Source organism: Pedobacter sp. GW456-11-11-14-TSB4 (assembly GCF_059424425.1).
On the sequence record NZ_JBWKZK010000002.1, the window covers coordinates 172,288 to 195,179 of the forward strand.

Sequence of the window (22,892 nt, forward strand, 5' to 3'; positions counted from 1 at the left end):
GATTTACGATTTTAGATTTACGATTTCGAAGTGTCTTTAAAGATTCTACTTTCTTCGTATCTTTGACAATCTAAAATCGTCAATAAATAATCTAAACTCAAAAGATGTTAACTTTTGCAAACGCTAAAATAAATTTAGGTCTGTTCCTTACTGAAAAACGAGCAGATGGTTACCACAATTTGCAAACGGTTTTTTATCCGATCAAGATACATGATGTAGTTGAGTTAATTGATGCCAATGAAACATCGATGGTAACAAAAGGGATAAATATTCCTGGCGATGCGATTGATAATATCTGTTTAAAAGCTTTTAAAATATTACAAGCTGATTTTAATTTACCTCATCAACATATCATTTTGTTAAAAAATATTCCGGTTGGTGCAGGTTTAGGCGGAGGTAGCTCAGACGCAGCTTTTTTGGTTAAATTGGTTAATCAGAAGTTTAATTTGGGATTAAGTGATGAACAAATGGAAGCATATGTTAGGCCATTAGGTGCAGATTGTGCGTTTTTTATTAAAAATAAACCGACTTACGCATTTGCCAAAGGCGATGAGTTTGAAGATCTTCATCTTGATTTATCGAACTACTATTTAGTTTTGGTAAAACCACCTGTTCATGTATCTACAGCTCAGGCCTACAGCAAAGTAAAGGTAAAACAGCCTTCAACTTCTCTAAAAGATTTGATACATTTGCCATTACAAGGTTGGCAAGCTCATATTTTAAACGATTTTGAGCCTTCTGTTTTCGAAAAATATCCGCAAATTGACGAAATTAAAACAAAGCTTTATCAATCAGGAGCTAAATTTGCCTTAATGAGTGGGAGCGGATCATCAGTTTTTGCTATTTTTGAAAAAGAAGTGAAACTAACTGATTTAGAAAAAGATAATTTAGTTTTTTACAATATATAACAATACTCGTCATTCTGAATTTATTTTAGGATCTGTTTAAAAATGATGCTGAAGTGAGTTCAGCATGATGATGGGGCAAAAAAATGGAAATCAACCTTATCCGCAAAAGCGGGAAATTTAATTTTGAAGCTCAAAATGAAAACGGTTTTACCGTTGAGCTAGATGCAAACCCAACCATTGGTGGCGAAGGTAAAGGTTTTAGGCCTATGGAAATGCTCTTGGTTGGTTTAGGAGGTTGTAGCGGTATTGACATGGTGAACATTCTTACTAAACAAAAAGAAGACTTAACTGATATTAAGATTAATATTAAGGCAAGCCGAGTGAATGCAGAACCAGCAATTTTCGAAGAAATTAATATTCAATTTAACTTAACAGGAAATTTGAGTGTACAAAAAGTAGAGCGAGCCTTGCAAATGACCTTTGATAAATACTGTTCTGTTTCTAATATTTTAAGTCGCTCTGCAACAATTAATTTTTCATATACTATTAGTAGCAAGTAGTAAGAATCGAGTATCAAGATTTAATGCTTGTGCTCATTTTCCTCTCTTGATACTTGATACTAAAATCTAGATACTCAAATAAAATGTCCGAAAATTTCGAAACCATAGCCATCCGTACCCAAACAGAAAGAAGCTTGCACAAAGAGCATTCATCACCAATTTATTTAACATCAAGCTATAAGTTTGATGATGCCGAGGAGATGCGTGCCCTATTTGCAAATGAGAAAGACGGTAATGTTTATAGCCGTTATTCAAATCCAAATACATCAGAGTTTATAGAGAAGATGTGTTTATTAGAAGGTGCAGAAGATGGTTTTGCTACGGCAACTGGCATGGCATCTATTTTTACCACATTTGGTGCGTTCTTAAAAAGTGGCGACCATATTGTGTCAAGTCGTTCAGTGTTCGGATCTACCCATCAGTTGTTAACTAATGTTTTTTCTAAATGGGGCGTAACATTTGATTATGCCGATTTAGACAAGCCACAAGAGTGGGAAGCATTAATAAAGCCGAATACGAAGATGATTTTCGTAGAAACGCCATCAAACCCGGGTATTGATATTATCGATTTAGCATTTTTAGGCAGCTTGGCAAAAAAACACAATCAACTTTTAGTGGTTGATAATTGCTTTGCCACCCCTTATTTGCAACAACCTCTTAAATTAGGTGCACATATTTCAATCCACTCGGCAACAAAATATATTGATGGGCAAGGCCGCGTTTTAGGTGGTGTAATTTTAGGGAGTAAAGCTTTAATTACAGAGGTGATGAATTTCGCACGCCATAGCGGACCATCATTATCGCCCTTTAATGCATGGGTTTTATCAAAAAGTTTAGAAACTTTAGCAGTACGTATGGATCGCCACAGTGAAAATGCCTTAAAAGTTGCCGAATATTTAGAAAAGCATCCCAAAATTAAATTGGTGAAATATCCATTCTTAAAATCACATCCTCAATATGAGATTGCTAAAAAGCAAATGAAACAGGGTGGAGGAATTGTAACCATTGTGGTTGATGGTGGTGTAGAAGGCGCTCGTAAATTTATGGATGGCCTAAAAATGTTCTCTATCTCTGCAAATTTGGCTGATACAAGATCAATTGCTACACACCCTGCAACAAGTACGCACAGTAAATTAACTGAAGAAGAACGTAATATTGTGGGCATAGAACAAGGTTCTATCCGTTTGTCTATCGGTTTAGAGCATATTGATGATATTTTGAAAGATATTGAGCAAGCGCTGAATAATTAGCAGTTTTGAGTAAGCAACATTTAAAAAAAGGCTTTATCAGAATTAAAAATTCAAAAAGTTAAAAAGAATTAAATTTGGTAGTTTCGTCATGCTCAGCTTGACTGGGCATCGTAATGCGCTTAATGTGGGGTGATGATTAACCTCTTATAGCTTTACGATTCCCGTTTTCACGGGAATGACGACCGCACAAAATATTATTGTGTCTTTCGATCTTTAAAATCAATTCTGTTACAGCCTTTTTTGTTTTGAAAATGAATGTCAGCGTTTCATCGGTTTTTTAGCCCTTCTTTACACTTTACTTCGGGTAACCGCAAGGGTTACCACTACGTGCTCGTTTCAATAAGGTTTAGTTAACAAAAGATATTGGTTCTTGGCATTTGCTAGGAGCATACCTAATAGTATCAAATCCCTATGTAAAATAAGCACTGCGTGTTCTTAATATCTTGCTAAAACCTAAGTTTACTTGATAAATTTATCAGTTTAAGAAAGATTTTGTGATTAGGCGGGTAAACACAACACTGAGCCATTTTTACAAATCTTGGTTAAATTTAATGTGGTTTCAATCTTTGAATCGCTTGTTTTATGCATCATGCTTTCTGACGATAAAAGCAGCACAATTTTTTTGTTCTTAACCCGATAGCAATGGAAAACCTTTTTTGCCGAAGGCTTTTAGAAAAAAGTTTGGAATGAATAGCGGGACTGAATTAGCAAAAGAATTACAGGAATTGTTTACCTGTAAAATTTACTCGTACGATGATTTAAATTTTTAATTTAAGGAATTAACTAATATAATCTCTGTCCTCATCGCTAAGCGGTGATCTTTTCTCTGTATTTACGGTGTAGTTCTTTTCAATCTCGGTATCCAAACTGGTAACGGTTTTACGTGGTCTGCCCACCAAAAAACCTAGAATAAAACCGATGAAGATACAGATGCCTATTACCAGTAACTTAGAAACAGGAACAGGAGCTCCAATTAAAAAATCAAAATCTACAGCATCGTTATTGATGATTAAAAATGTGGTAAGTAGGGCTGTTACAACTATGATAAATATGGTTTTCGCTTTCATTTCTCTTTATTTTCACTCCATTGTGGGAGTTTAGGTTTAAAAACTGTAATTAAATGTGAATTCTAAGATAGGGTTTTGGTTATATATTTTATTTACAAAAATTAATCTCGCTCCTAAGTCAACAACAGGTTGGTAGCGCAATAAGTTTACACTACTACGCAATTCTAAGCCAAAAGTTTTAGGTTGGCTCAAATTAGTTTCATTACCAATGTTCTCATAATGACTAAATAATCCTCCTCTAAAATTTCTGATGTAGGCCAAAGAGCCAATTTCGGCATCAGGAAACGCAATCGGAAAACGATAGTTGAAAAGTAAAGTGTTTTGTAATTCACTTCTTGCATTAATTTGTCCATACCCAAATACAGTAGTAATTTCATTGTTTAAACTTAATGAGCCGCTTGATTTCTGGTAATTGAAACTAGTTGTAAAAGAATGGTTTTTTACAAAGCCAGGAAAATAAAACAAACTTTCAAAAGCCATCAAATCTCCAGTTAAGTTTTGGTCAAATGGCTGATTGAAATAACTAAATCTAATCGTCTGCGCCCAACGAGGCGCAACATCTCGCTCCGCAGTTCTAATGCTGTGGCTAAATCCAACGCCATAACTCATCGGGAAATTTATATTTTTTCGGAACAACGCTGCTTCTTTCGCCTCAAAATATCTTTGGGTATAACTTGTTCCAACTTCAGCTAAAAAACTATAGTTATGATTGTAGGCGTTAATGCTTAAGGGTAAACTTGCTTTTAGGTCGATGAAATTTTCTCGCCAATTGGCTTCATTTACCAAATTATTTAGTCTGTAAAAGCCTAACCTTGGTCTATTTCTTAAAACAGCGCTAAAAACAGGGTATAGCGATTTGTAAGAAAATCCGGCATTGTATTCAATTCTCCGCAAATCGCTGTGGTAGTTAATTCCGGTAAAAAAGTCGAATGTGTTTAAAAGATCATTTGACTTTAGTTGTAAGCCAATTCGATCATTTTCATCTACTGTTGGACTAATGCTATGAAAGTTAAATGAGTGGGCGAGTGGACTATATTTTTTGGTTTCAAACTTTTCTTTAGGAATGTCATCAAACACATTTCCTGATTGTTCTTGTCGCTCAGCATCTTCTGCAAAATACACAAAATGATTTTCACTTATTGGTCGATCAGCAATTTCTGTTTTGGCAATATCGTAGCCTGTTTGCGTAAAATTGTTAAATAAAATCGAGGTGCCGTCATTACTTAAGCTAGTATTAAAGCCGCCGAATTTTGCTGAAGTAAGAGCCGTTATCTTTTTATTTTCGACATCTACTTCATAAATATTGTCAACGCCGCTTAGATGGGCGTTAAATGCGATTTTATCTTTTAAAAATATCGGCCTGCTCAATTGCTGATTGGTTTCTGGTATAATTTTTTCATCTACACCATTTTTGCTTAACCAAAGTGATTTTCCTTTTTCGCTCACACTGATGTAAGTAATTTTCGAACCATCAAAATTTAGCGATGGCATTTGAAGAATTGAATTTTCAGAATTAGGCAAGGTTTCTAATATTTCTCCACTTTGGGGATTTACCATAACTAAATTTGATCGGTTGCTCAAATCGATTTGCACTGCAACGATTTTTTCGCCGTTGGCGGAAATGGAAGGAGAGAAGAGCCTAGTTTTAAAAGTCAATTGCTTTTTTTCTTTTGTGGCGAAATTATAAGTGCAAATAACGCTGTAACTACGTTGTTTATAACGTGCGTCAAATCTAATCTCGTCCCAAACTAAAATTCCGTTGCCATAACTAAACCAAGGTTGCTCCTGATAAGCTATTTTAAAGAGCTTATCTTCGCTTTTATCTTCATTAACCAATACAAAGCCCGGTGTTTCACTTTTGGTCTGTTTAAGGGCTAAAATTTGGCCTTTTTTAATTTCTGTTGGTAAAAAATAATTGCTGGCAAATTTCGCAGGGCGATTTAAAGAAATGTAATTTTCACTTCTTGTTTTTTCAGCTTGTTTTTGCCATTGGTCTTTTAAATCTGAAATAGTTTTTTCATAATATTTTTTAGTGCTTTTGCCGGTATACTTTTTTAAACTGCTTGAGAATGGATAAAGTCTGATTGGTCTTTTTTTGATATCGCTCAAAAGACTATCGGCTATTCCATTGCCAAATTCTTTTCGCAACTTAGAAACTATTAAATAACCGAGTTGATAATAACCAGCGGTGAGGTCTTTGTTTGATCCGAAATAATTTTTAGAGTAAGAAAAATTTTTGCCGTTTAAGAGTGAAGTTCTGAAAGGCATGATCCATGAAGGCTGCCTGCCTCGACCCGCATTCGTCAAAGAAGTTTCGATGCTTACCGCGTCTCCTTCAAAAAACCATAAAGGTACTGCGGCTCCTAAGTAGGCAAAATAAATTTCTTCTGGAAAAGGCTTGGCCTTAGCTCCAGTAATTTTATCAAATTGAGCAACGTGTCTAAGTTCATGAACAGCCAAATTATTTAGCCAGTCTTGACTATCGAATTGCTGCGGAGGAGTGGTATAAAATTGAGACTTTTTTGGAGCCAATTGAACGAACCCATTTGATATGGTTCCGCGGTTTTGTAAAACGATTGGAATGGCAGTTTTTTGTAGGCTTAAACTGTTAGCAACCGATGGATAAATTTTACCAAGTGTATTTGCCATTCTTTGAGCTTCATTTTCTAATTCGGTAGGATAGATGATTTTGAAACCGCTAGTTTGAATTTGCCTCCATTTTACACTAAGTGGATTTTGTTCGCTATCAAAAATTTGTGAAAAACTAGGTATTGAAATAAAGCTTAATGTTAATAATGCTAAAATTCTGATTTTCAGATTTATATGTGATGTAATAAAATTCATATTTCTTGTTTGCTAATTTATTTAGTTTTTTAGAGGTTAGGAATGTTTATTTTTATTAATTTATACTTTAAATATAAACTTATAAATAACTGATAAAGAATTATTTAATTATATTAATGTTATCTGTTTAAAATTGTTTTTTATATGTTTTTTTAAGCTCATTTAGCTTAGCTTATCAGTATTATACTTTGATTTAGATTGTGGTAAAATAACGGAGTTAATATACACTTATTCTATCATATTTAAGGCAAAATTTTTCTTCACAATTTTAAAATGTTTACCATTTGTGTTGAAAATTACCACATTAGTTTTGCTTATTTTAAATATTATTTATGCCGTTTTAAAGCGCTTTTTTAAATCAATTTTTATCCAATTTTAGGGCGTTTTAGTGATGTAAAATCAGGCTTTAGAAAGTCGATTTTTTGATCTTTTTTCACCTGTGTTTTGGTAAGTTTTGTATTGATATTTGAGCTCTTTTGTCATTCAATTTTAAGCTCTAATTTACTTGTCCCCTACCCCATGAGGGTTTGAAAAAAATGGTGTTTTTATGCTTTTTTTTATACTGTTAAACTCCAATATTTGGGTGTGATTTTTAATTTGAATCTAGTTTTTGCAGACATAAATCGCCGGTTTTAAACTGTACTTGACTTGAAATTTTTGATGAATTTAAGATGGTTTATATAGTTAATCTGGACGTTTAATTTGAGGTATTAGCGCATATTATTTGGTGTATAGATGCTAATTTTCTAGTACAAAATGGTGCTATTTGAGATTTGGTGTGCTGTAATTAGTAGCCGAAATACTCTTTTATTTGATTGATTAAATACGTTTATAAGTTATTAAATTACGGCTAAATAGAAAATTTATAATGCATAATTAAAGCTTATTTTGGATTGAGATAGGTGTTATTTGATAGCTACTGCTGTATGTTTATAGCCCCTGGTGCAGCGATGCCCTGCAGGCAGGTAATCTTTTGTGCTTCGACAAGCTCAGCATTGACAGAAGTATTTTCATTTCTCCCGTTTGGTTTATGCAGTTTTATGCTGCTATGAGGGGTTGCAAACTGCCCAAAGAACCAGCAACTTTGTAATATAAACCTGATTGAAGTGGATGCCGATTTTTCATCGGCAGGAGCGAAAAGCAGGGCTAAATTAGCCAAGAACTGCATGTAGTGTTTTACTGAAAAATCTGCCCATTTTATTTTTAAAGGCCACTATACTTATGGATTATAAACAGACTAAATATCAAAAGATTGTTTAGGAACTACCATTGCCCCCTTCAAAGGGGGGGCATGCATGATCATAACCTTTATTATTGCAGAAAGTTAAAAAACTGTTACCGAAATATTGAAAAATTACACTGCCGACAGGCAGGCGTATAAGCGGAACAAAGGACTGTTTATGATTAAATGCGCTGCCTTTGCGCTTAAAAAAATAATAATACGCTTGCCGATTATCTTTAAATATTTAGGATGTAAAGAGAATAATTAAGCTTTGTTTTTGCGCTTTTTGTAGATAGGATAGATGAATACTGCGGCCAGTATTAAGAGCGATCCGATGTAAAATCCAGCAGTCATTTTTTCTTTATTGCCAAATAAAATAAGGGCTAAAAGTATGCCATAAACAGGCTCTAAATTGGTTACCAATGCCACTTTAAATGCTGATAAAGTTCGCATAACACCAACACCCGCAACATAAGCTAAAGCTGTACAAATAGTGCCCAAAATGAACAAATAGAACCAGTCTGCACCACTTAAATTGAACGTTTCTGTTTGTATACTTTGATCAAAAAAACGATACAAAGTGATCCAAAAAAAGGCTCCAGAAATCTCATAAAAACCAATAATACTAGGGTCGGTTTTCTGAACAAATTTTGAATTTATGGTAGAGAAAGTGCTTGCTGCCAAAGCAGCCAATAAGCCAAAAATAATACCTGTTGTATATTGAGACTCGAATTTAAAGATGAGATAAATACCTAAAATGATTACCAAACCAATAAAAATATCTCCTTTAGAAATAGTTTGTTTTTTAGCTAAAGGCTCTATAATTGCTGTAAATAAGGTTACTGATGATAAGCAAATTAAGCCTACGGATACATTGGCTACTTTTATGGAATGAAAGAAAAAGATCCAATGTATGGCTACAATACCGCCAGTTAAGAAGAATTTAAAAAATTGATTTCTTGTTACTTTGATGTTGGTTTTGCTGAGCATAAAATAGGCAAATAAGCTTATGCTAGCAATTAAAACCCTATACCACACCATTTGCACAGCGTTGATGGATATAAGATCGCCTAAAATACCGGTAAAACCCCAAATAAATACGGTAGCATGTAAAATTATTAAATTTCTATTGGTGTTTTGCTTTGGCTTGTTAGCAATTGTGGTATCCATTATTTAGGTGCTCGTCTTAATAAATATAAACCTAGTAAACCAAAAAATATGGTAGGTAACAGTACGGCTAATAGTGGAGGGAAACCACCTTTTGTAGAGAACATTTTTGCAAACTGATTAAATACGATGTAGGCAAAACTTAAGATAATTCCTATTCCTAGGGGTAAACCAACACCACCTCTAACCTTTCGAGATGATAATGCTACACCAATTAATGTAAGTACAAAGGCAGAAAAAGGTTGAAACCAACGTTTGTACTGTTCAAAAAGCAGATCGCTCATAATACCTGAACCTCTGATTTTTTCTTTTTGTATTTTTTCTGATAACTCACCATTGCTCATGCTTTCGAAAACGTTTTGATAAGCCGAAAAATCATCGGGGCGCATATCTAAAACGGTATCTTTTTGGGCACTAATGCCGTAAACCATTGTTTCTTTAAATCCATCAATGTTTCGGGCCGAGTAATTAGTTAGTTTCCACACTCGTTTCAGCGAATCCCATGCGATTTGATCAGCAACTAATTTTTTCTTAATGTTGTCGCCTTTAAATTTATCTAATGAAAAGCGATAGCCAATGTTTGTTTTATTATCAAAACTTTCGATGTAAATATAGGTGTTACTATCAATCTTCATGTGAATGTTTGCCTTTGTGAAAGGATCATTCTTGTGCACAACCTCGTTTTCGAACTTATTTTTAATTCTATTGGTATAAGGTAAAACGTAAAGGTTAGAGGCAAGATTAACAGTGAAAATGATAGAAGCCGAGATAAAATAGGGGCGTAAAAATCGATTGAAACTAACTCCACCACTTAAAATGGGCACAATTTCTGTCTGATCGGCCATTTTTGCCGTAAAAAATATAACAGCAATAAAATTAATTAGTGGGGATAGCATATTTACGTAAAAAGGAATAGAACCAGCGTAGTACTGTGTAACTACTTGCCAAATACTTAAATCTGCCTCCAAAAAATCATCTAATTTTTCAGATAAATCGAAGATGACAATAATAACAACGAACAAAACAAGCGTATAAATAAAGGTACCTAGGTATTTACCTATGATAAAACTATCTATGATTTTTGTACGCTGTTTTATTGCTTTCATTTATAATTTTGTTCCTAAAATGGTTACCATTTTGTTTTTCCAAGCATAAAATTCTCCTGAAATAATTTTTTTCCTAGCCTCATTTACCAACCAAAGGTAAAAGTGGAGGTTATGCAAAGTTGCTATTTGGGCACCAAGCATTTCTCTAGAGTGCATTAAATGTCTCAAATATGCTTTAGAATATACTTGATCGGCGTGTAAATCGCTATCTGCATCTATTGGAGAAAAATCATTGGCCCATTTTTTATTCGTGATGTTGATCATCCCTTTTCGGGTAAATAACATTCCGTTTCGGGCATTTCTGGTAGGCATAACGCAATCAAACATATCTACACCTAACGCAATATTCTCTAAAATATTTACTGGTGTTCCAACGCCCATTAAATAACGAGGCTTGTCCGCCGGTAAAATGTTACAAACCACTTCTGTCATTCCGTACATTTCTTCGGCAGGCTCGCCAACCGATAAACCACCAATGGCATTGCCTTCACGATCCATAGAAGCAATAAATTCTGCAGATTTGACTCTTAAATCTTTATATACCGAACCTTGCACGATAGGAAACAATGTTTGATCGAAACCATATTTGGGTTCTGTAGTATCAAAACGATGGCAACATCTCTTTAGCCAACGGTGTGTCATGTTAATTGAGTTGGCAGCATATTTATAATCGCATGGGTAGGGTGTGCACTCATCAAATGCCATAATAATATCTGCACCAATGGTTCTTTGTATATCCATTGCATATTCTGGCGTAAACAAATGTTTTGAACCATCAATATGTGAGCGAAAGGTAACGCCCTCTTCTTTAATTTTACGAACTTTACTTAATGAGTATACCTGATAACCCCCACTATCTGTTAAAATTGGCTTATCCCAACCAATAAATTTATGTAGGCCGCCAGCAGGTTCTAAAATATCTAAGCCTGGTCTAAGGTATAAGTGATAGGTATTTCCAAGTATAATTTGGGCTTTAATATCTTCTTTTAATTCTTTTTGATGTACTGCTTTTACGGTTCCGGCAGTGCCAACAGGCATAAAAATTGGGGTTTGAATATCGCCATGTGCTGTAGTAATTGTTCCAGCTCTGGCTTTAGAAAGTGGGTCGTTTGCCTGTAAATTAAATTTCATATAGGTTGCAAAAGTAGCAAATAAAACACACTCTACAGCTACTGTTTATGAACTTTGATAGCGAATTTTAAACAATAATTAAAGCATTAACGTTATTAGTAAGCTCGAAACATAACATTCATTTAAATGCGAAAAATCAAATTAATTATTAGCGCTTTTATTTTTATTTTACTGACATCACAATCGATATTGGCACAATGGGATCCTGGTGCGACAGCCGATTTGGGCATGGGTTACGGACAAAATGCGCTTAGTCAGAGTGTGATGAGTAATGTTTTTAACAATGCTAATGGTGTTTCTAAGGCTGATAAAGCAGATTATCTGTATTTAGGTTTTAGTCATTACAGAGGTTTTGAAGAGAAAATTTTCAATTCATTACTAAATAAAAATAAGAATACAGACAAAGGGAAATTAAGAAGTTTTCTAACAAGTACCAGAACAATGCATCATTTTAGTGAGCATGCGAAAGCTTACGGATTAAAAACAAGCAATATCTCAGATTTACTGGCTATTGGGATTGCTTGGAATTGGGAGATGTATCATCAAAGTAAAGCTGATAAGCAAAAAGTAGTTAAATTACGCAATGCGATAAGAGGCAATATGGCAAAAAGTAATGTCAGAAATCAAATAGCCAAATTATCTGAAGCGGATAAACGTGATTGGATTTTGGGATTTATGTATAATCACAGCATGATTGCCCTACAGATTAAAAACTCTGGAAGGATTTTACCTTTGCACAAACAACAATTGGCAAAAACTATTGCTCTAGCTGGCATTCCTGATATAGGCAAGGTTTCACTTAAATAATAAAATTCAATCTATTTATCAACATAAAGCAGCATTACAGATTAAAAATGAGAGATTTGCAGCTTTTAAAACTATAGAGTGGAATTTAATATATTAGAGATTTGCTTACTTAGCGGATTAATTTTTTGTTTGTTGGTGCAATTGTACTTTAGTTTGTTTGTACACTTAAAATTGGCAAGCGTTAAAATTAATCAAGTTGTTGATAGCCAGAAACAAGCATTAAGTGTTATTATTTGTGCAAGAAATGAAGCTGATAATTTACAGCGATTTTTACCAAATATACTTCACCAAAACTATCCAAATTTTGAGGTTATTGTGGTTAACGACCGCTCATGGGATGGAACGGCAGATATTTTAAAAGAATTTGAAAAAAACTACCCTCAATTGAAAGTGGTAACGGTTGCCGATGGAGATAAGTTTATTGCAGGTAAAAAATTTGCTGTAACAATGGGTATCAAAGCAGCCAGCAATGAGTGGTTGGTTTTTACCGATGCAGATTGCGAACCAGCATCTGAAAATTGGCTAAGCGAAATGCAACAGACCACAAATCCTGATACGGAAATTTTATTAGGATATTCTCCATATTTTAAAAAACGAAGTTTTATTAATGTTTTAATTAGGTTCGAAACATTTTTTACCGCGGTAAATTATCTTTCTTTTGCATTAAAAGGTATGCCATACATGGGTGTTGGAAGAAATATGGCTTATAAAAAATCGTTATTTTTTAGGAATAAAGGCTTTGCGGCGCACATGCATATCCCATCGGGTGATGATGATTTATTTGTAAATGCAAGTGCAAATCAAAGAAATACAGAAATTAGAATTCATCCTGACTCTCAAGTATGGAGTGAGCCGAAACCTTCCTTGTTTACTTATTTACGACAAAAGAAGAGGCATTATGGTGCAGGGAAAATGTATAAGCCAAAGCATAGATTTATATTATCAATACAGGTAATTATGCAATTTGCATTCTACGTTTTAGGCGTAATTTTATTATTTTTCCCTACAACCTTATATATCGCATTAGGCATATTTAGTCTGAGTATTTTAATTAGAAGTTTCGTCTATCCTAAATTGTTAAAACGCTTAAGCTATGGTGAGCTGAGGTTTTGGTTCCCTATTTTAGATGTTATTCTTGTTGTTTTTTTACTGCTTAACGGTATTCTATCTATATTTGTAAAAAAAGTTGCTTGGAAATAGCCGAGTTTACAATTTTACCTGACTGCCACAGACAGGGATTTACAAATTACGATTGATTTTAGCCTACTTACAATATTCTCCAATGGTAAAACCTGATATCATTTTAAAATACTTTAAAAACCTAACAGAAAAGCAAGTTTCACAGTTCTCGCAATTATATGAATTATACAGTTTTTGGAATGCACAAATCAATGTAATTTCTAGAAAGGATATCGATGAATTGTACGAAAGACATATCTTACACTCTTTAGGTATTGCAAAATTTTGTGAATTTAAAGCAGGAGAAAAAGTTTTAGATGTAGGTACCGGTGGTGGTTTTCCGGGTATTCCGCTTGCAATTCTGTTTCCTGAAACTCAGTTTCATTTGGTTGATTCAATCGGGAAAAAAATAAAAGTGGTTACAGAAGTTGCTGCAGCTTTGGATTTAAATAATGTCACTGCTAGTCATTTAAGAGCAGAACAAGTAACAGATAAATATAATTTTATCGTTTCTAGAGCAGTTACTAGATTAATAGATTTTTATCCTTGGATCCAAAACAAGTTTGCTAAAGAAAACAAAAATGCCATTAGAAATGGAATTTTGTATTTAAAAGGTGGAGATTTAACAGAGGAAATTAAAGAATCAAAACTGAAAGCAGAATTATATCCGCTTTCAGCTTACTTTGAGGAAGAGTTTTTCGAAACTAAGTTTGTGGTTTATATTCCGCAGTAGTTAATGTTTGTTTTTTTAACTTACCAAATCTTATAAATAAACTGTTTTTGAGGCACTTACATACCTATGTGTATTAGCATTACCTCTAAGCGAGCGTGCAATGGGTTTTTGAGTAAGTGACTGAGGAGAAGGTATTCCAGTTAGTTTTGTTTGATATGGAGAATTTTCCAGCTTTTGTTCATCTAAATCCGAAGGTTCATTTGATTTAGTTTTAATCTGATTTGATGGATATCCCTGAACTTTAACTTCCTTGATTTTATTCTCATTAATAGGATGCCCCTTAACCGCCCCCGTAACAGTAGGTTTTTGAGGGTTAGCCTGTATCTTAACCTTATTTAATTGATCTCCATTACTGTTAATTGGAAAGCCTTGTACAACGATATCTTGGTGTGATTGCTGGCCATAACCAACTATTTTAACTTCTTTAATTTCATCTTTATTGCTTTTGATTGGATATCCCTGAACAACTCTGGTTAAATCAGATTTTTGAGGATAAGCTTGTATTTTTACCTCTTTTATTTCATCCGCATCGCTACTTAGTGGGTAACCTCTAACAACCTTGGTTACTCTTGGCATATCCGATTTGACAGGCCTAACAATTGGTGGTGGAAATTTAACCGGTCTTTCTATAGGAGGAGGTGACACAACCGATTTGGGGCCTAAAATTTTAATTTTATTTCCAATAATTTGTACTGCACCAAATTGCGCTATTTTACCATACTTTTTCATAGCCTTTTCAGGATTGATTATAGTGATACTTTCAGCGTTTCTTAATCCATAAAATTTACTATTATCCTTTATAGCATTTCCATTAATAACGATATATCTATTATCCACCTTTATCATTTCATTACTTTTTACACTATATACGTGTTTTGGGTAAAAATTAATGTGATCTGGTTTTACAATTGGTGGCGGAAATTTTACTTGATCCTTTTTAACATTATAACCTGTTGGCGGTGCTTCTATTGCTGGTGGATCTTTTAATTTTTCTTGAGTAGGTTTTACAATTGGTGGTGGGAATGTATTTACCGCTTTTTCGCCAAAAATTTCTACAGCACCATATTTTCCCTTAATAGTACCGTATTTTTTGATTGCTTCTGTACTGTTTAAATAAATAACGTCATCCGCCTCGTTAGTTCCATAATATTTATTGTTGTCCACAATCTGGTTTCCGTTGATAACAATTAGTCGTTTTTCTAACGATATGTAATTATTTTTCTCATCATATTCATGAGCTGGGAAGTATGTCTTTTTAATTTCAAGTACTTCTTGTTGAACAGTTACAGTAGCATTACTTTTCTCCGGAAGCAGATCTACATAACCATAACTTTTTGTAAATGCCATTGTAGATACGCAAAGCATACCACCAGCTAATGGCAAAGCTAACAGCAACCTGAGCCTAGCCCAATTTGCTGTTCTTTTTTTGTTTAACATGTTAATTCTCCTTTTTAATATTGATTGATTGAATATTTGATTGGTAAGTGGAGTAGGTAATACACCAAAGGAGTTTTCGATCAAAAACATAGCATATTCATGTTTTTTCATTCCTTGATTGGTGCTCAAATCATCTGCAATGTATTCGTGCAAAAGTTTAATATCCTTTTTTATAAAGAAGATGATGGGATTAAACCAGCAAACGATTTGCAAAATTTCGAAAAATAGTATATCTAAACTGTGTTTCTGTTTAATGTGAACCAATTCGTGTTTAAATACGGTTTCCTTTTCCGCCAGATGCGGATGAATAAATAACAAGTTAAAGAATGAAAACGCGGTAGTTTGGCCATCTAATTCAATAATGGTGATTTTGCCATTTGATTTTTTATTGGCTTTTGCCCATAAGCGAATAATTTTGATTAAGCTAAGTATCAATTTGGCAGCAAAAATAAATGCAATTAATAGATAAATAGGATAGAGGTAATCCATATAATTGGTATGCTCCACTACAGGGTTTGATGCTAGATTTGCCAGTTCATCTACCGTGTATAAAACTGGTGGCGGAAATAATGCATTGTCAACAACTGGAGCTGGTTTTAAAAATCCCAATTGCAGTATTGGTAATACAAAAGCCGTTAAGCTACTCACTAATACAAAATAGCGGTTAATGTTGTAGAAAGTTTCGTGTTGTAGAAACAGTTTATAAAAGCCGTAAAATAAAAGCAAATACAAATTTGCCTCTAGCAAATAATACATCCAATCCATTATTTATTGTTTTTAAGGTTTTCGGCCAAAGCAATTAATTCATCTAACTCATTCATATCCATGTTTTTCTCTTTTACCAGAAATGAAACTAGGCTTTGATAGTTGTTTTCGAAATAATTATTCATCACTTTATCAAAAGCAAAATGTTTGTACTGCTCCTCGGTTATCACCGGAAAATAGATATGGGTGTTGCCAATCGCTTTGTGACTGATAAAACCTTTCCCTTCCAAAACCCTGATTACCGTTGATACCGTATTATATGCAGGTTTGGGTGGTTCCATTTTTTCTATCACTTCTTTTACCAACCCTTCTTTCATTTCCCAAAGAATTAGCATCACTTGTTCTTCGGCTTTTGTTAACTCTCTCATTATATTATTTTCTTTACCGTTAATTTAAATTTACTACTATTTTTATAGTTAACAAACTATTTTTATAGTTTAATTGCAAAATATTGATTTACAGTTAATTAAAATTAATTATATTTCATAGATATAAATTATTACATTAGATTTAATGAGTTTAGTCCATAAAATAGCACTTACCTTAATAAAAGGTGTTGGCCCAATGCACGCCAAAAATTTGTTGATTCATTTTGGTAGCGCTGAGCATGTTTTTGCTGCTAGCAAAGAAAAAATAATGAAGATTGATGGCGTAGGAGAGAAAACAGCTGAAGCTATTTTAAACACCGATGCTTTAATTAAAGCAGAGAAACATTTAGATTTTATTGAAAAACATAATGTACAAGTTTTATTTTATGCAGATGATAACTATCCAAAGCGGTTGCGCAACTGTTTCGATGCGCCATTAATTTTGTATTACAAAGGCACAGCCGATTTAAATCATAGCCGTATCATTAGTATTGTAGGTACCAGAAATGCAACTGCTTATGGTAAATTATTGTGCAAACAACTTGCTGAGGTTTTAAAACCTTACAACGTGATTATTATGAGTGGTTTAGCACATGGAATTGATGCTGCAGCTCATAAAGAAAGTTTAAATTTAGAAATACCTACTGTTGGGGTTTTAGGGCATGGTTTAGATAGAATTTACCCAGCTGTGCATAAAGAACTTACAGTTAAAATGGTGCATAATGGTGGATTATTGACAGAATTTTTGCCGGGCACCAATCCAGATCGAGAAAATTTTCCGAAAAGAAACAGAATTATTGCAGGCATTGCCGATGCAACTATTGTGGTAGAAGCATCAATAAAAGGTGGTGCTTTGATTACCGCCGAAATTGCTAACTCTTACAATAAAGATGTTTATGCTTTTCCCGGTAGAGTTACCGATGAGTTTTCGGAGGGCTGCAACTTTTTAATTAAAACAAACAGGGCAGGGCTAGTAAATAACCCGAAAGATCTGATTTATTATTTAGGTTGGGATGATGAAATTGATCAAAAACAACAAATTCAGGTACAAATGCCAATTAACTTAAATAAAGAAGAACAACGGATTTACGATATATTAAAAGAAGAACCCATAGCTATCGACGATTTGAGTTTGAAAACTAAATGGCCTCAAAGTAAATTGGCAATTATCTTATTAACTTTAGAAATGCAAGGAATTATTGTTTCTTTACCTGGCAAAGTTTACAAGATTGCCTAATTTTATAGTATTAATGCCTACTTAATAGGTAGTTTATAAAACATCATTTTATTTATTCATAATCAACAAAATTAAGTTTCGTTTTAGATATAGTTTATAAAATACTTATCGCCTTTGTGTATTTTTGTAACATGTGGTATAATAATATTTTAGAAACAATTGGCAATACGCCGCTAGTTAAATTAAATAACATAACTAAAGATGTTTCGGCAACAGTTTTGGCAAAAATCGAAACTACAAATCCGGGTAATTCAATTAAAGACCGTATGGCGGTAAAAATGATTGAGGATGCTGAAAAACGAGGTGTTTTAAAACCTGGCGGCACAATTATAGAAGGTACATCTGGTAATACTGGAATGGGTTTGGCAATGGCCGCTATTATTAAAGGCTACAAATGTATTTTCACCACAACAGATAAACAATCGAAAGAGAAAGTTGATGCTTTACGTGCTTTCGGTGCAGAAGTAATTGTTTGTCCCACTAACGTTGATCCAGAAGATCCGCGTTCGTATTATTCGGTTTCATCGCGTTTAGAGCGAGAAGTACCAAACTCATGGAAGCCTAACCAATATGATAATTTAGCAAACACACAGGCACATTACGAGCAAACTGGTCCAGAAATTTGGGAACAAACCGAAGGTAAAATTACACACTTGGTAGTTGGTGTAGGTACCGGCGGTACGATTTCTGGTACAGGTAAATATTTGAAAGAGAAAAATCCGAACATTAAAGTTTGGGGAATAGATACTTATGGTTCTGTATTTAAAAAGTACAAGGAAACAGGTATTTTAGATAAAAATGAAATTTATCCTTACATCACAGAAGGTATTGGAGAAGATTTTTTACCACAAAACGTAAATTTTGATGTGATTGATCTTTTTGAAAAAGTAACTGATAAAGATGCGGCTTTAATGACAAGAGATATTGCTCGTAAAGAAGGTATTTTTGCTGGTAACTCAGCTGGTTCTGCAATTGCGGGTTTAATTCAGCTTAAAGATCAATTAAAGCCAGAAGATGTAGTTGTAGTTATTTTTCATGATCATGGTAGCCGTTACATGGGCAAAATGTACAATGAAGATTGGTTGCGTGAGCGTGGTTTCTTAAAAGACGAAAAATTAACAGCCCGTTCAATTTTAGCAAAAAGAAGCAACCAAGAGGTAATCACTTTAGATTGCGAAAAAACGATTACTGAGGCGATCAATATCATGAAAACTTTAAGCATTTCTCAATTGCCAGTTACGCAACAAGGCATGGTTATAGGTAAGGTGACAGAGAGTAATATTTTAGATTCTTTGTTAGAAAATCCATCTTTAAAATCGAGCCCAGTAAAAGAGATCATGACTTCAAGCTTGCCTTTTGTTGATTTAAATACATCTATTGATAAAATTTCATCGATGATAAATAAAGACAATAGCGCTGTTTTAGTAGAAGATGAGCAGGGTAAATTCGAAATTATTACGCAATACGATATTATCGAGGCAATTTCTGGATAATTCCTAAATCCTATAAAAAGGTGTTACCTATTATGAAAAACCAGCTTAGAAAATATCAAGGCTGGTTTTTTTGTGTTAAGGTTTTTAATTTTTAGAAAAGGCACATCAGCATTTCATTTGAAAATTCAGTCCTGCTACCGCTTCAATCTTTTTTACTTGCTGCTGTGCTTTTCAAGAAATAAGTATTTCATCGCATTCAGATGAAAAAGTATTTAAGCAACTACAAAAAAAGTATTTCCGCCATTATCAGGTTTAAAGTACTTACAGTTTGCTGCTATTTAAAAATTTATTTGGGTAGTTGCACATAAAAGGTAGTGCCACCCTCATTATTTTTTTCGAACCAAATTTTACCAAAATGCGCTTCTACAATTTGTTTAGAAATAGATAAACCTAATCCATATGCTTTTTCTCCTGCGGTTCCTTCTCTTTTAGCTTCGGTAAAAACATCAAATATATTTGCAGCAATATCATCTGGTATTCCAATTCCTCTATCGGTAATGCTTACAACAATATGCCTTGGTAACTCTGTAATATCAATTATTATAGTTTGTTGTGTTTTACTAAATTTAATTGCATTTACAATTAAATTATTAAACAATCGCCATAATTTCTCCTTATTGGCGTGTATAATCAATTCACTGGTACGATTAAAAATCAGTTTCTGGCCTTTTTCCTTCGCCTTAAAATGTAACATAGATACACATTGAGCAATAACCAACTGAATATTGATGTTTTCCCGTTTCATTTTAATCTTGCCAATTACAAAAAGAAATGAATTTAAAATTTCGTTAATCATTCCAATTGCGTTATCTGCAGATTCAACAATAACACTAATTGAACTTTTATTTTTTTTGCTGATGTCATCTTCATCAAGCAATAGCGTAGAAATACTTGATATCCCTGCCAAGGGATTTTTAAGATCGTGAGCCATTACCTTCATAATGCGAGCATAATTCTGATTTGCATCCTCAAGTTTTAGCAAATTTTCCTTTAACTCTTCATTGTAAACCTCAATTTTTTGATTAGTTGTTTTAGCTTGTTTAATGTTTTTGATTAATAACAGAACAATCAGAATTACTAAGACCAGCAAAAATAAAGTGAAAAACAAATAAATGTTTTTAAGAAATCCTTTCTTTTCAAGATCCTGAAGCGTATATTTTTGATCTATATTTTCTAACTCTTTTTCTATGCTAATAGATGCTAATGTAGTATTGGCTTTTAAAATCGAATCGTGTAATTTGATGTATTTCTGCTGATGGGCATACGCAGTTTCAAAATTTTTCTGTTTTAGGCTCAGGTCGGCTTTTGCTTTATACCATCTGCATTCTAAATCTGGGTCATAAATTTTATTCATGATTTCAGAGCTGCTATCTAAGTAATCTTGAGCCTTATTAAAATCTTTACTAAACGTATACAGCGTAGCTAATTTTATCATTGGAGGTATATACACTCCCTTATCTCCAGAATATTTTATGCTCAAGCATTTTAACAAATAACTTTCAGCTTCCTTAAGATTTCCTTCTTTTAAATATACACTACCCAAATTATCATAAGCAACAGCTTTAGTATCATCTAACGCATAGGTAGAAATTGATTTATCTTTTTGGAGTTGCTCAATATAGTTTAGATTTTTTTGATAATAAAGTTTAGCGCTATCTAATAAATTTGCCTTTTCATAACAATAGCCAATGTTATTGAGTAATCCTTGCAATAAAAAGAAATGGTTAAAAGGGATTTTAGAAGTATTGCATTTAATTTCTAGATCGTAACTTTCTTTATAATAGCTGGCGGCTTTTAAGAATTTGTCTTGCCTGTAGTAAACATTACCAATGCTGCTGGCAAGTTCTCTATAAGCACAAATATCAAGATTTTTTTCTCTAAATGCTTTGGCTTCTAAGTATTTAATAACCGCTAGATTATATTTTTTAGTCAAATAAAGACCGTCAGCCTTAAGCAATAGAGCTTTAAAATACTCAGATTTGTATTTTTTGATATTTTTCTCTGAGTTAAATAAAGCAAAACTACTATCAACATAAATGTTATTAGGCTCATGGTTAGCGTTATATCCATAAAATTTAGCCCTGTAATAAAGTGATAACCTGGGTATATCATCTTCATCAATTAGATTGCGGATCGAATCTAGAGATTTATTGAGTTGTGGGCTAAGTGGTTTAGTGTCATCAAATAATAAAATAGAATCGATAATTCTATTATTTTTATCTATTTTTTTTGAATTACACCCATAAAATAAACAAAAAAGTACCAAACAGAATAGCGTAATGGCTATTCTATTTGATACTAATCGATCAGGTGTTATGTTCATTTATAGCATTATCAATGACTTGGTCCAGAGCCTTCTACACGTTTAATTTGTGCGCCAAGGGCTCTTAAACGGATATCGATATCTTGATAACCACGTTCTATTTGTTCAATATTGTAAATGGTTGATGTTCCTTCGGCAGATAAGGCTGCAATTAACAACGAAACGCCAGCTCTAATATCTGGAGAAGTCATGCTAATACCGCGAAGTTGATATTTTTTATCAATACCATTAACGGTTGCACGATGTGGATCACATAAAATAATTTGCGCACCCATATCAATCAATTTATCCACAAAAAATAACCTGCTTTCGAACATTTTTTGGTGTATCAAAACATTTCCTTTTGCTTGAGTGGCAACTACTAAAACAATGCTTAACAAATCTGGTGTAAAGCCAGGCCAAGGTGAATCGGCAATGGTTAAAATAGAACCATCAATAAAAGTATCAATCTCGTAATGTTTTTGAGATGGAATGTAAATGTCATCGCCCCTGCGTTCTAATTTAATCCCAAGTTTTTTAAATACTTCAGGTATAACACCTAACTCATCGTAACAAACATTTTTAATGGTAATTTCAGATTCTGTCATTGCGGCAAGGCCGATGAAAGATCCAATTTCGATCATATCTGGCAACATTCTGTGTTCGGTACCACCTAATTTTTTAACACCTTCGATAGTTAATAAATTAGAGCCAATGCCTGATATTTTTGCACCCATGCGGTTAAGCATTTTGCACAATTGCTGTAAATAAGGCTCACAGGCTGCATTGTAAATAGTAGTTGTTCCTTTTGCTAAAACAGCAGCCATAACAATGTTTGCTGTTCCGGTTACTGATGCTTCATCTAAAAGTATATAAGCTCCTGTTAAATTAGTCGCATCAACGTTAAAAAATGCTTTTTTACTATCGTAGATAAACTTTGCGCCTAATTTCTCGAAACCTAAAAAGTGAGTATCTAAACGGCGGCGGCCAATTTTATCTCCACCTGGTTTAGGGATTGCCGCTTTACCAAAACGAGCCAATAATGGGCCAACAATCATGATAGAACCACGTAATCCGCCACCTTTAGCCTTAAAAACATCAGATGAAAAGAAGTCTAAATTGATATTTTTTGCTTCAAAAGTATAAGTGTCTTTGTTAATTCGTTCTACAATAACGCCTAAGTCACCTAATAATTCAATCAGTTTATTTACATCCTTGATGTCAGGAATATTGCTGATGGTAATTTTTTCTTCTGTAAGTAATACGGCTGATAAAATTTGCAGTGCTTCATTTTTTGCACCTTGCGGAGTAATTTCTCCCTTTAATTTTTTACCACCAATAATTTCAAATGCATTCATAATTTATAAATAATACGT

The 22,892-nt window shown here is 33.6% G+C and carries 18 protein-coding genes; 8 read left to right on the top strand and 10 right to left on the bottom strand.

Annotation, left to right across the window (positions count from 1 at the left end; all coding sequences use genetic code 11):
- The first annotated feature begins 104 nt into the window (after nucleotides 1-104).
- The 3 genes from ispE to AC07XU_RS08190 all read left to right on the top strand — a co-directional run bounded on the left by ispE (nucleotide 105) and on the right by AC07XU_RS08190 (nucleotide 2,658).
- Nucleotides 105-908 (top strand): 4-(cytidine 5'-diphospho)-2-C-methyl-D-erythritol kinase, encoded by an 804-nt coding sequence (ispE, locus tag AC07XU_RS08180; RefSeq protein ID WP_494943151.1) that lies wholly within the window; start codon nucleotides 105-107, stop codon nucleotides 906-908.
- 83 nt (nucleotides 909-991) lie between these two features.
- The gene (locus AC07XU_RS08185) at nucleotides 992-1,408 is read left to right on the top strand and encodes an OsmC family protein (RefSeq protein ID WP_494943152.1); all 417 of its coding nucleotides are present in this window, start codon (nucleotides 992-994) and stop codon (nucleotides 1,406-1,408) included.
- A gap of 83 nt (nucleotides 1,409-1,491) precedes the next feature.
- Nucleotides 1,492-2,658: an O-succinylhomoserine sulfhydrylase gene (locus tag AC07XU_RS08190; RefSeq protein WP_494943153.1), complete on the top strand. Its 1,167-nt coding sequence runs from the start codon at nucleotides 1,492-1,494 to the stop codon at nucleotides 2,656-2,658.
- A gap of 779 nt (nucleotides 2,659-3,437) precedes the next feature.
- On the opposite strand, the gene AC07XU_RS08195 is transcribed toward AC07XU_RS08190, so the two are convergent.
- The 6 genes from AC07XU_RS08195 to tgt form a co-directional block, all read right to left on the bottom strand.
- Nucleotides 3,438-3,725, bottom strand: a complete 288-nt coding sequence (locus tag AC07XU_RS08195) for a hypothetical protein (protein WP_494943154.1) — start codon at nucleotides 3,723-3,725, stop codon at nucleotides 3,438-3,440.
- 36 nt (nucleotides 3,726-3,761) lie between these two features.
- Entirely contained in the window at nucleotides 3,762-6,569 is a 2,808-nt protein-coding gene (locus AC07XU_RS08200; protein WP_494943155.1) for a TolB family protein, read from the bottom strand.
- A 916-nt stretch (nucleotides 6,570-7,485) separates the two neighbouring features.
- Nucleotides 7,486-7,728, bottom strand: coding sequence for a hypothetical protein (locus AC07XU_RS08205; protein ID WP_494943156.1), 243 nt, complete (start codon nucleotides 7,726-7,728; stop codon nucleotides 7,486-7,488).
- A gap of 327 nt (nucleotides 7,729-8,055) precedes the next feature.
- A complete protein-coding gene (locus AC07XU_RS08210) occupies nucleotides 8,056-8,961 on the bottom strand; it encodes a DMT family transporter (protein WP_494943157.1) in 906 nt (301 codons plus the stop codon).
- Nucleotides 8,961-10,064, bottom strand: a complete 1,104-nt coding sequence (locus AC07XU_RS08215; protein WP_494943158.1) for an LptF/LptG family permease — start codon at nucleotides 10,062-10,064, stop codon at nucleotides 8,961-8,963. Before AC07XU_RS08215 ends, AC07XU_RS08210 begins: the two co-directional genes overlap by 1 nt.
- On the bottom strand, nucleotides 10,065-11,195 hold the full coding sequence (tgt, locus tag AC07XU_RS08220; protein WP_494943159.1) for a tRNA guanosine(34) transglycosylase Tgt: 1,131 nt from the start codon (nucleotides 11,193-11,195) through the stop codon (nucleotides 10,065-10,067). It abuts the gene before it with no gap.
- A 126-nt stretch (nucleotides 11,196-11,321) separates the two neighbouring features.
- On the opposite strand from tgt, the gene AC07XU_RS08225 reads away from it, so the two are divergent.
- The 3 genes from AC07XU_RS08225 (at nucleotide 11,322) to rsmG (ending at nucleotide 13,914) form a co-directional block, all read left to right on the top strand.
- Nucleotides 11,322-12,002 carry a hypothetical protein gene (locus tag AC07XU_RS08225; protein WP_494943160.1) on the top strand — a complete coding sequence of 227 codons (681 nt, stop codon included), beginning with the start codon at nucleotides 11,322-11,324 and terminating at the stop codon, nucleotides 12,000-12,002.
- Between the two features lie 78 nt (nucleotides 12,003-12,080).
- Nucleotides 12,081-13,202, top strand: coding sequence for a glycosyltransferase (locus AC07XU_RS08230; RefSeq protein ID WP_494943161.1), 1,122 nt, complete (start codon nucleotides 12,081-12,083; stop codon nucleotides 13,200-13,202).
- An 82-nt stretch (nucleotides 13,203-13,284) separates the two neighbouring features.
- Complete coding sequence (gene rsmG / locus AC07XU_RS08235; protein ID WP_494943800.1) at nucleotides 13,285-13,914, top strand: 16S rRNA (guanine(527)-N(7))-methyltransferase RsmG; 630 nt, start codon at nucleotides 13,285-13,287, stop codon at nucleotides 13,912-13,914.
- A gap of 30 nt (nucleotides 13,915-13,944) precedes the next feature.
- Here rsmG and AC07XU_RS08240 read toward each other — a convergent pair whose 3' ends face one another.
- Together AC07XU_RS08240 and AC07XU_RS08245 are read right to left on the bottom strand one after the other, a co-directional pair.
- Nucleotides 13,945-16,116 carry a M56 family metallopeptidase gene (locus tag AC07XU_RS08240; protein ID WP_494943162.1) on the bottom strand — a complete coding sequence of 724 codons (2,172 nt, stop codon included), beginning with the start codon at nucleotides 16,114-16,116 and terminating at the stop codon, nucleotides 13,945-13,947.
- Nucleotides 16,116-16,484, bottom strand: a complete 369-nt coding sequence (locus AC07XU_RS08245; RefSeq protein ID WP_494943163.1) for a BlaI/MecI/CopY family transcriptional regulator — start codon at nucleotides 16,482-16,484, stop codon at nucleotides 16,116-16,118. The genes AC07XU_RS08240 and AC07XU_RS08245 overlap by 1 nt, the downstream gene beginning before the upstream one ends.
- A gap of 145 nt (nucleotides 16,485-16,629) precedes the next feature.
- Here AC07XU_RS08245 and dprA point away from each other — a divergent pair, with 145 nt between their 5' ends.
- Nucleotides 16,630-17,721: a DNA-processing protein DprA gene (gene dprA, locus AC07XU_RS08250; RefSeq protein ID WP_494943164.1), complete on the top strand. Its 1,092-nt coding sequence runs from the start codon at nucleotides 16,630-16,632 to the stop codon at nucleotides 17,719-17,721.
- A 131-nt stretch (nucleotides 17,722-17,852) separates the two neighbouring features.
- Nucleotides 17,853-19,214, top strand: coding sequence for a pyridoxal-phosphate dependent enzyme (locus tag AC07XU_RS08255; protein WP_494943165.1), 1,362 nt, complete (start codon nucleotides 17,853-17,855; stop codon nucleotides 19,212-19,214).
- Between the two features lie 286 nt (nucleotides 19,215-19,500).
- Here the strand turns inward: AC07XU_RS08255 and AC07XU_RS08260 are convergent, their stop codons facing one another.
- Entirely contained in the window at nucleotides 19,501-21,537 is a 2,037-nt protein-coding gene (locus AC07XU_RS08260) for a tetratricopeptide repeat-containing sensor histidine kinase (RefSeq protein ID WP_494943166.1), read from the bottom strand.
- A gap of 11 nt (nucleotides 21,538-21,548) precedes the next feature.
- Nucleotides 21,549-22,874, bottom strand: a complete 1,326-nt coding sequence (gene murA / locus AC07XU_RS08265) for a UDP-N-acetylglucosamine 1-carboxyvinyltransferase (protein ID WP_494943167.1) — start codon at nucleotides 22,872-22,874, stop codon at nucleotides 21,549-21,551.
- Between the last annotated feature and the right edge of the window lie 18 nt (nucleotides 22,875-22,892).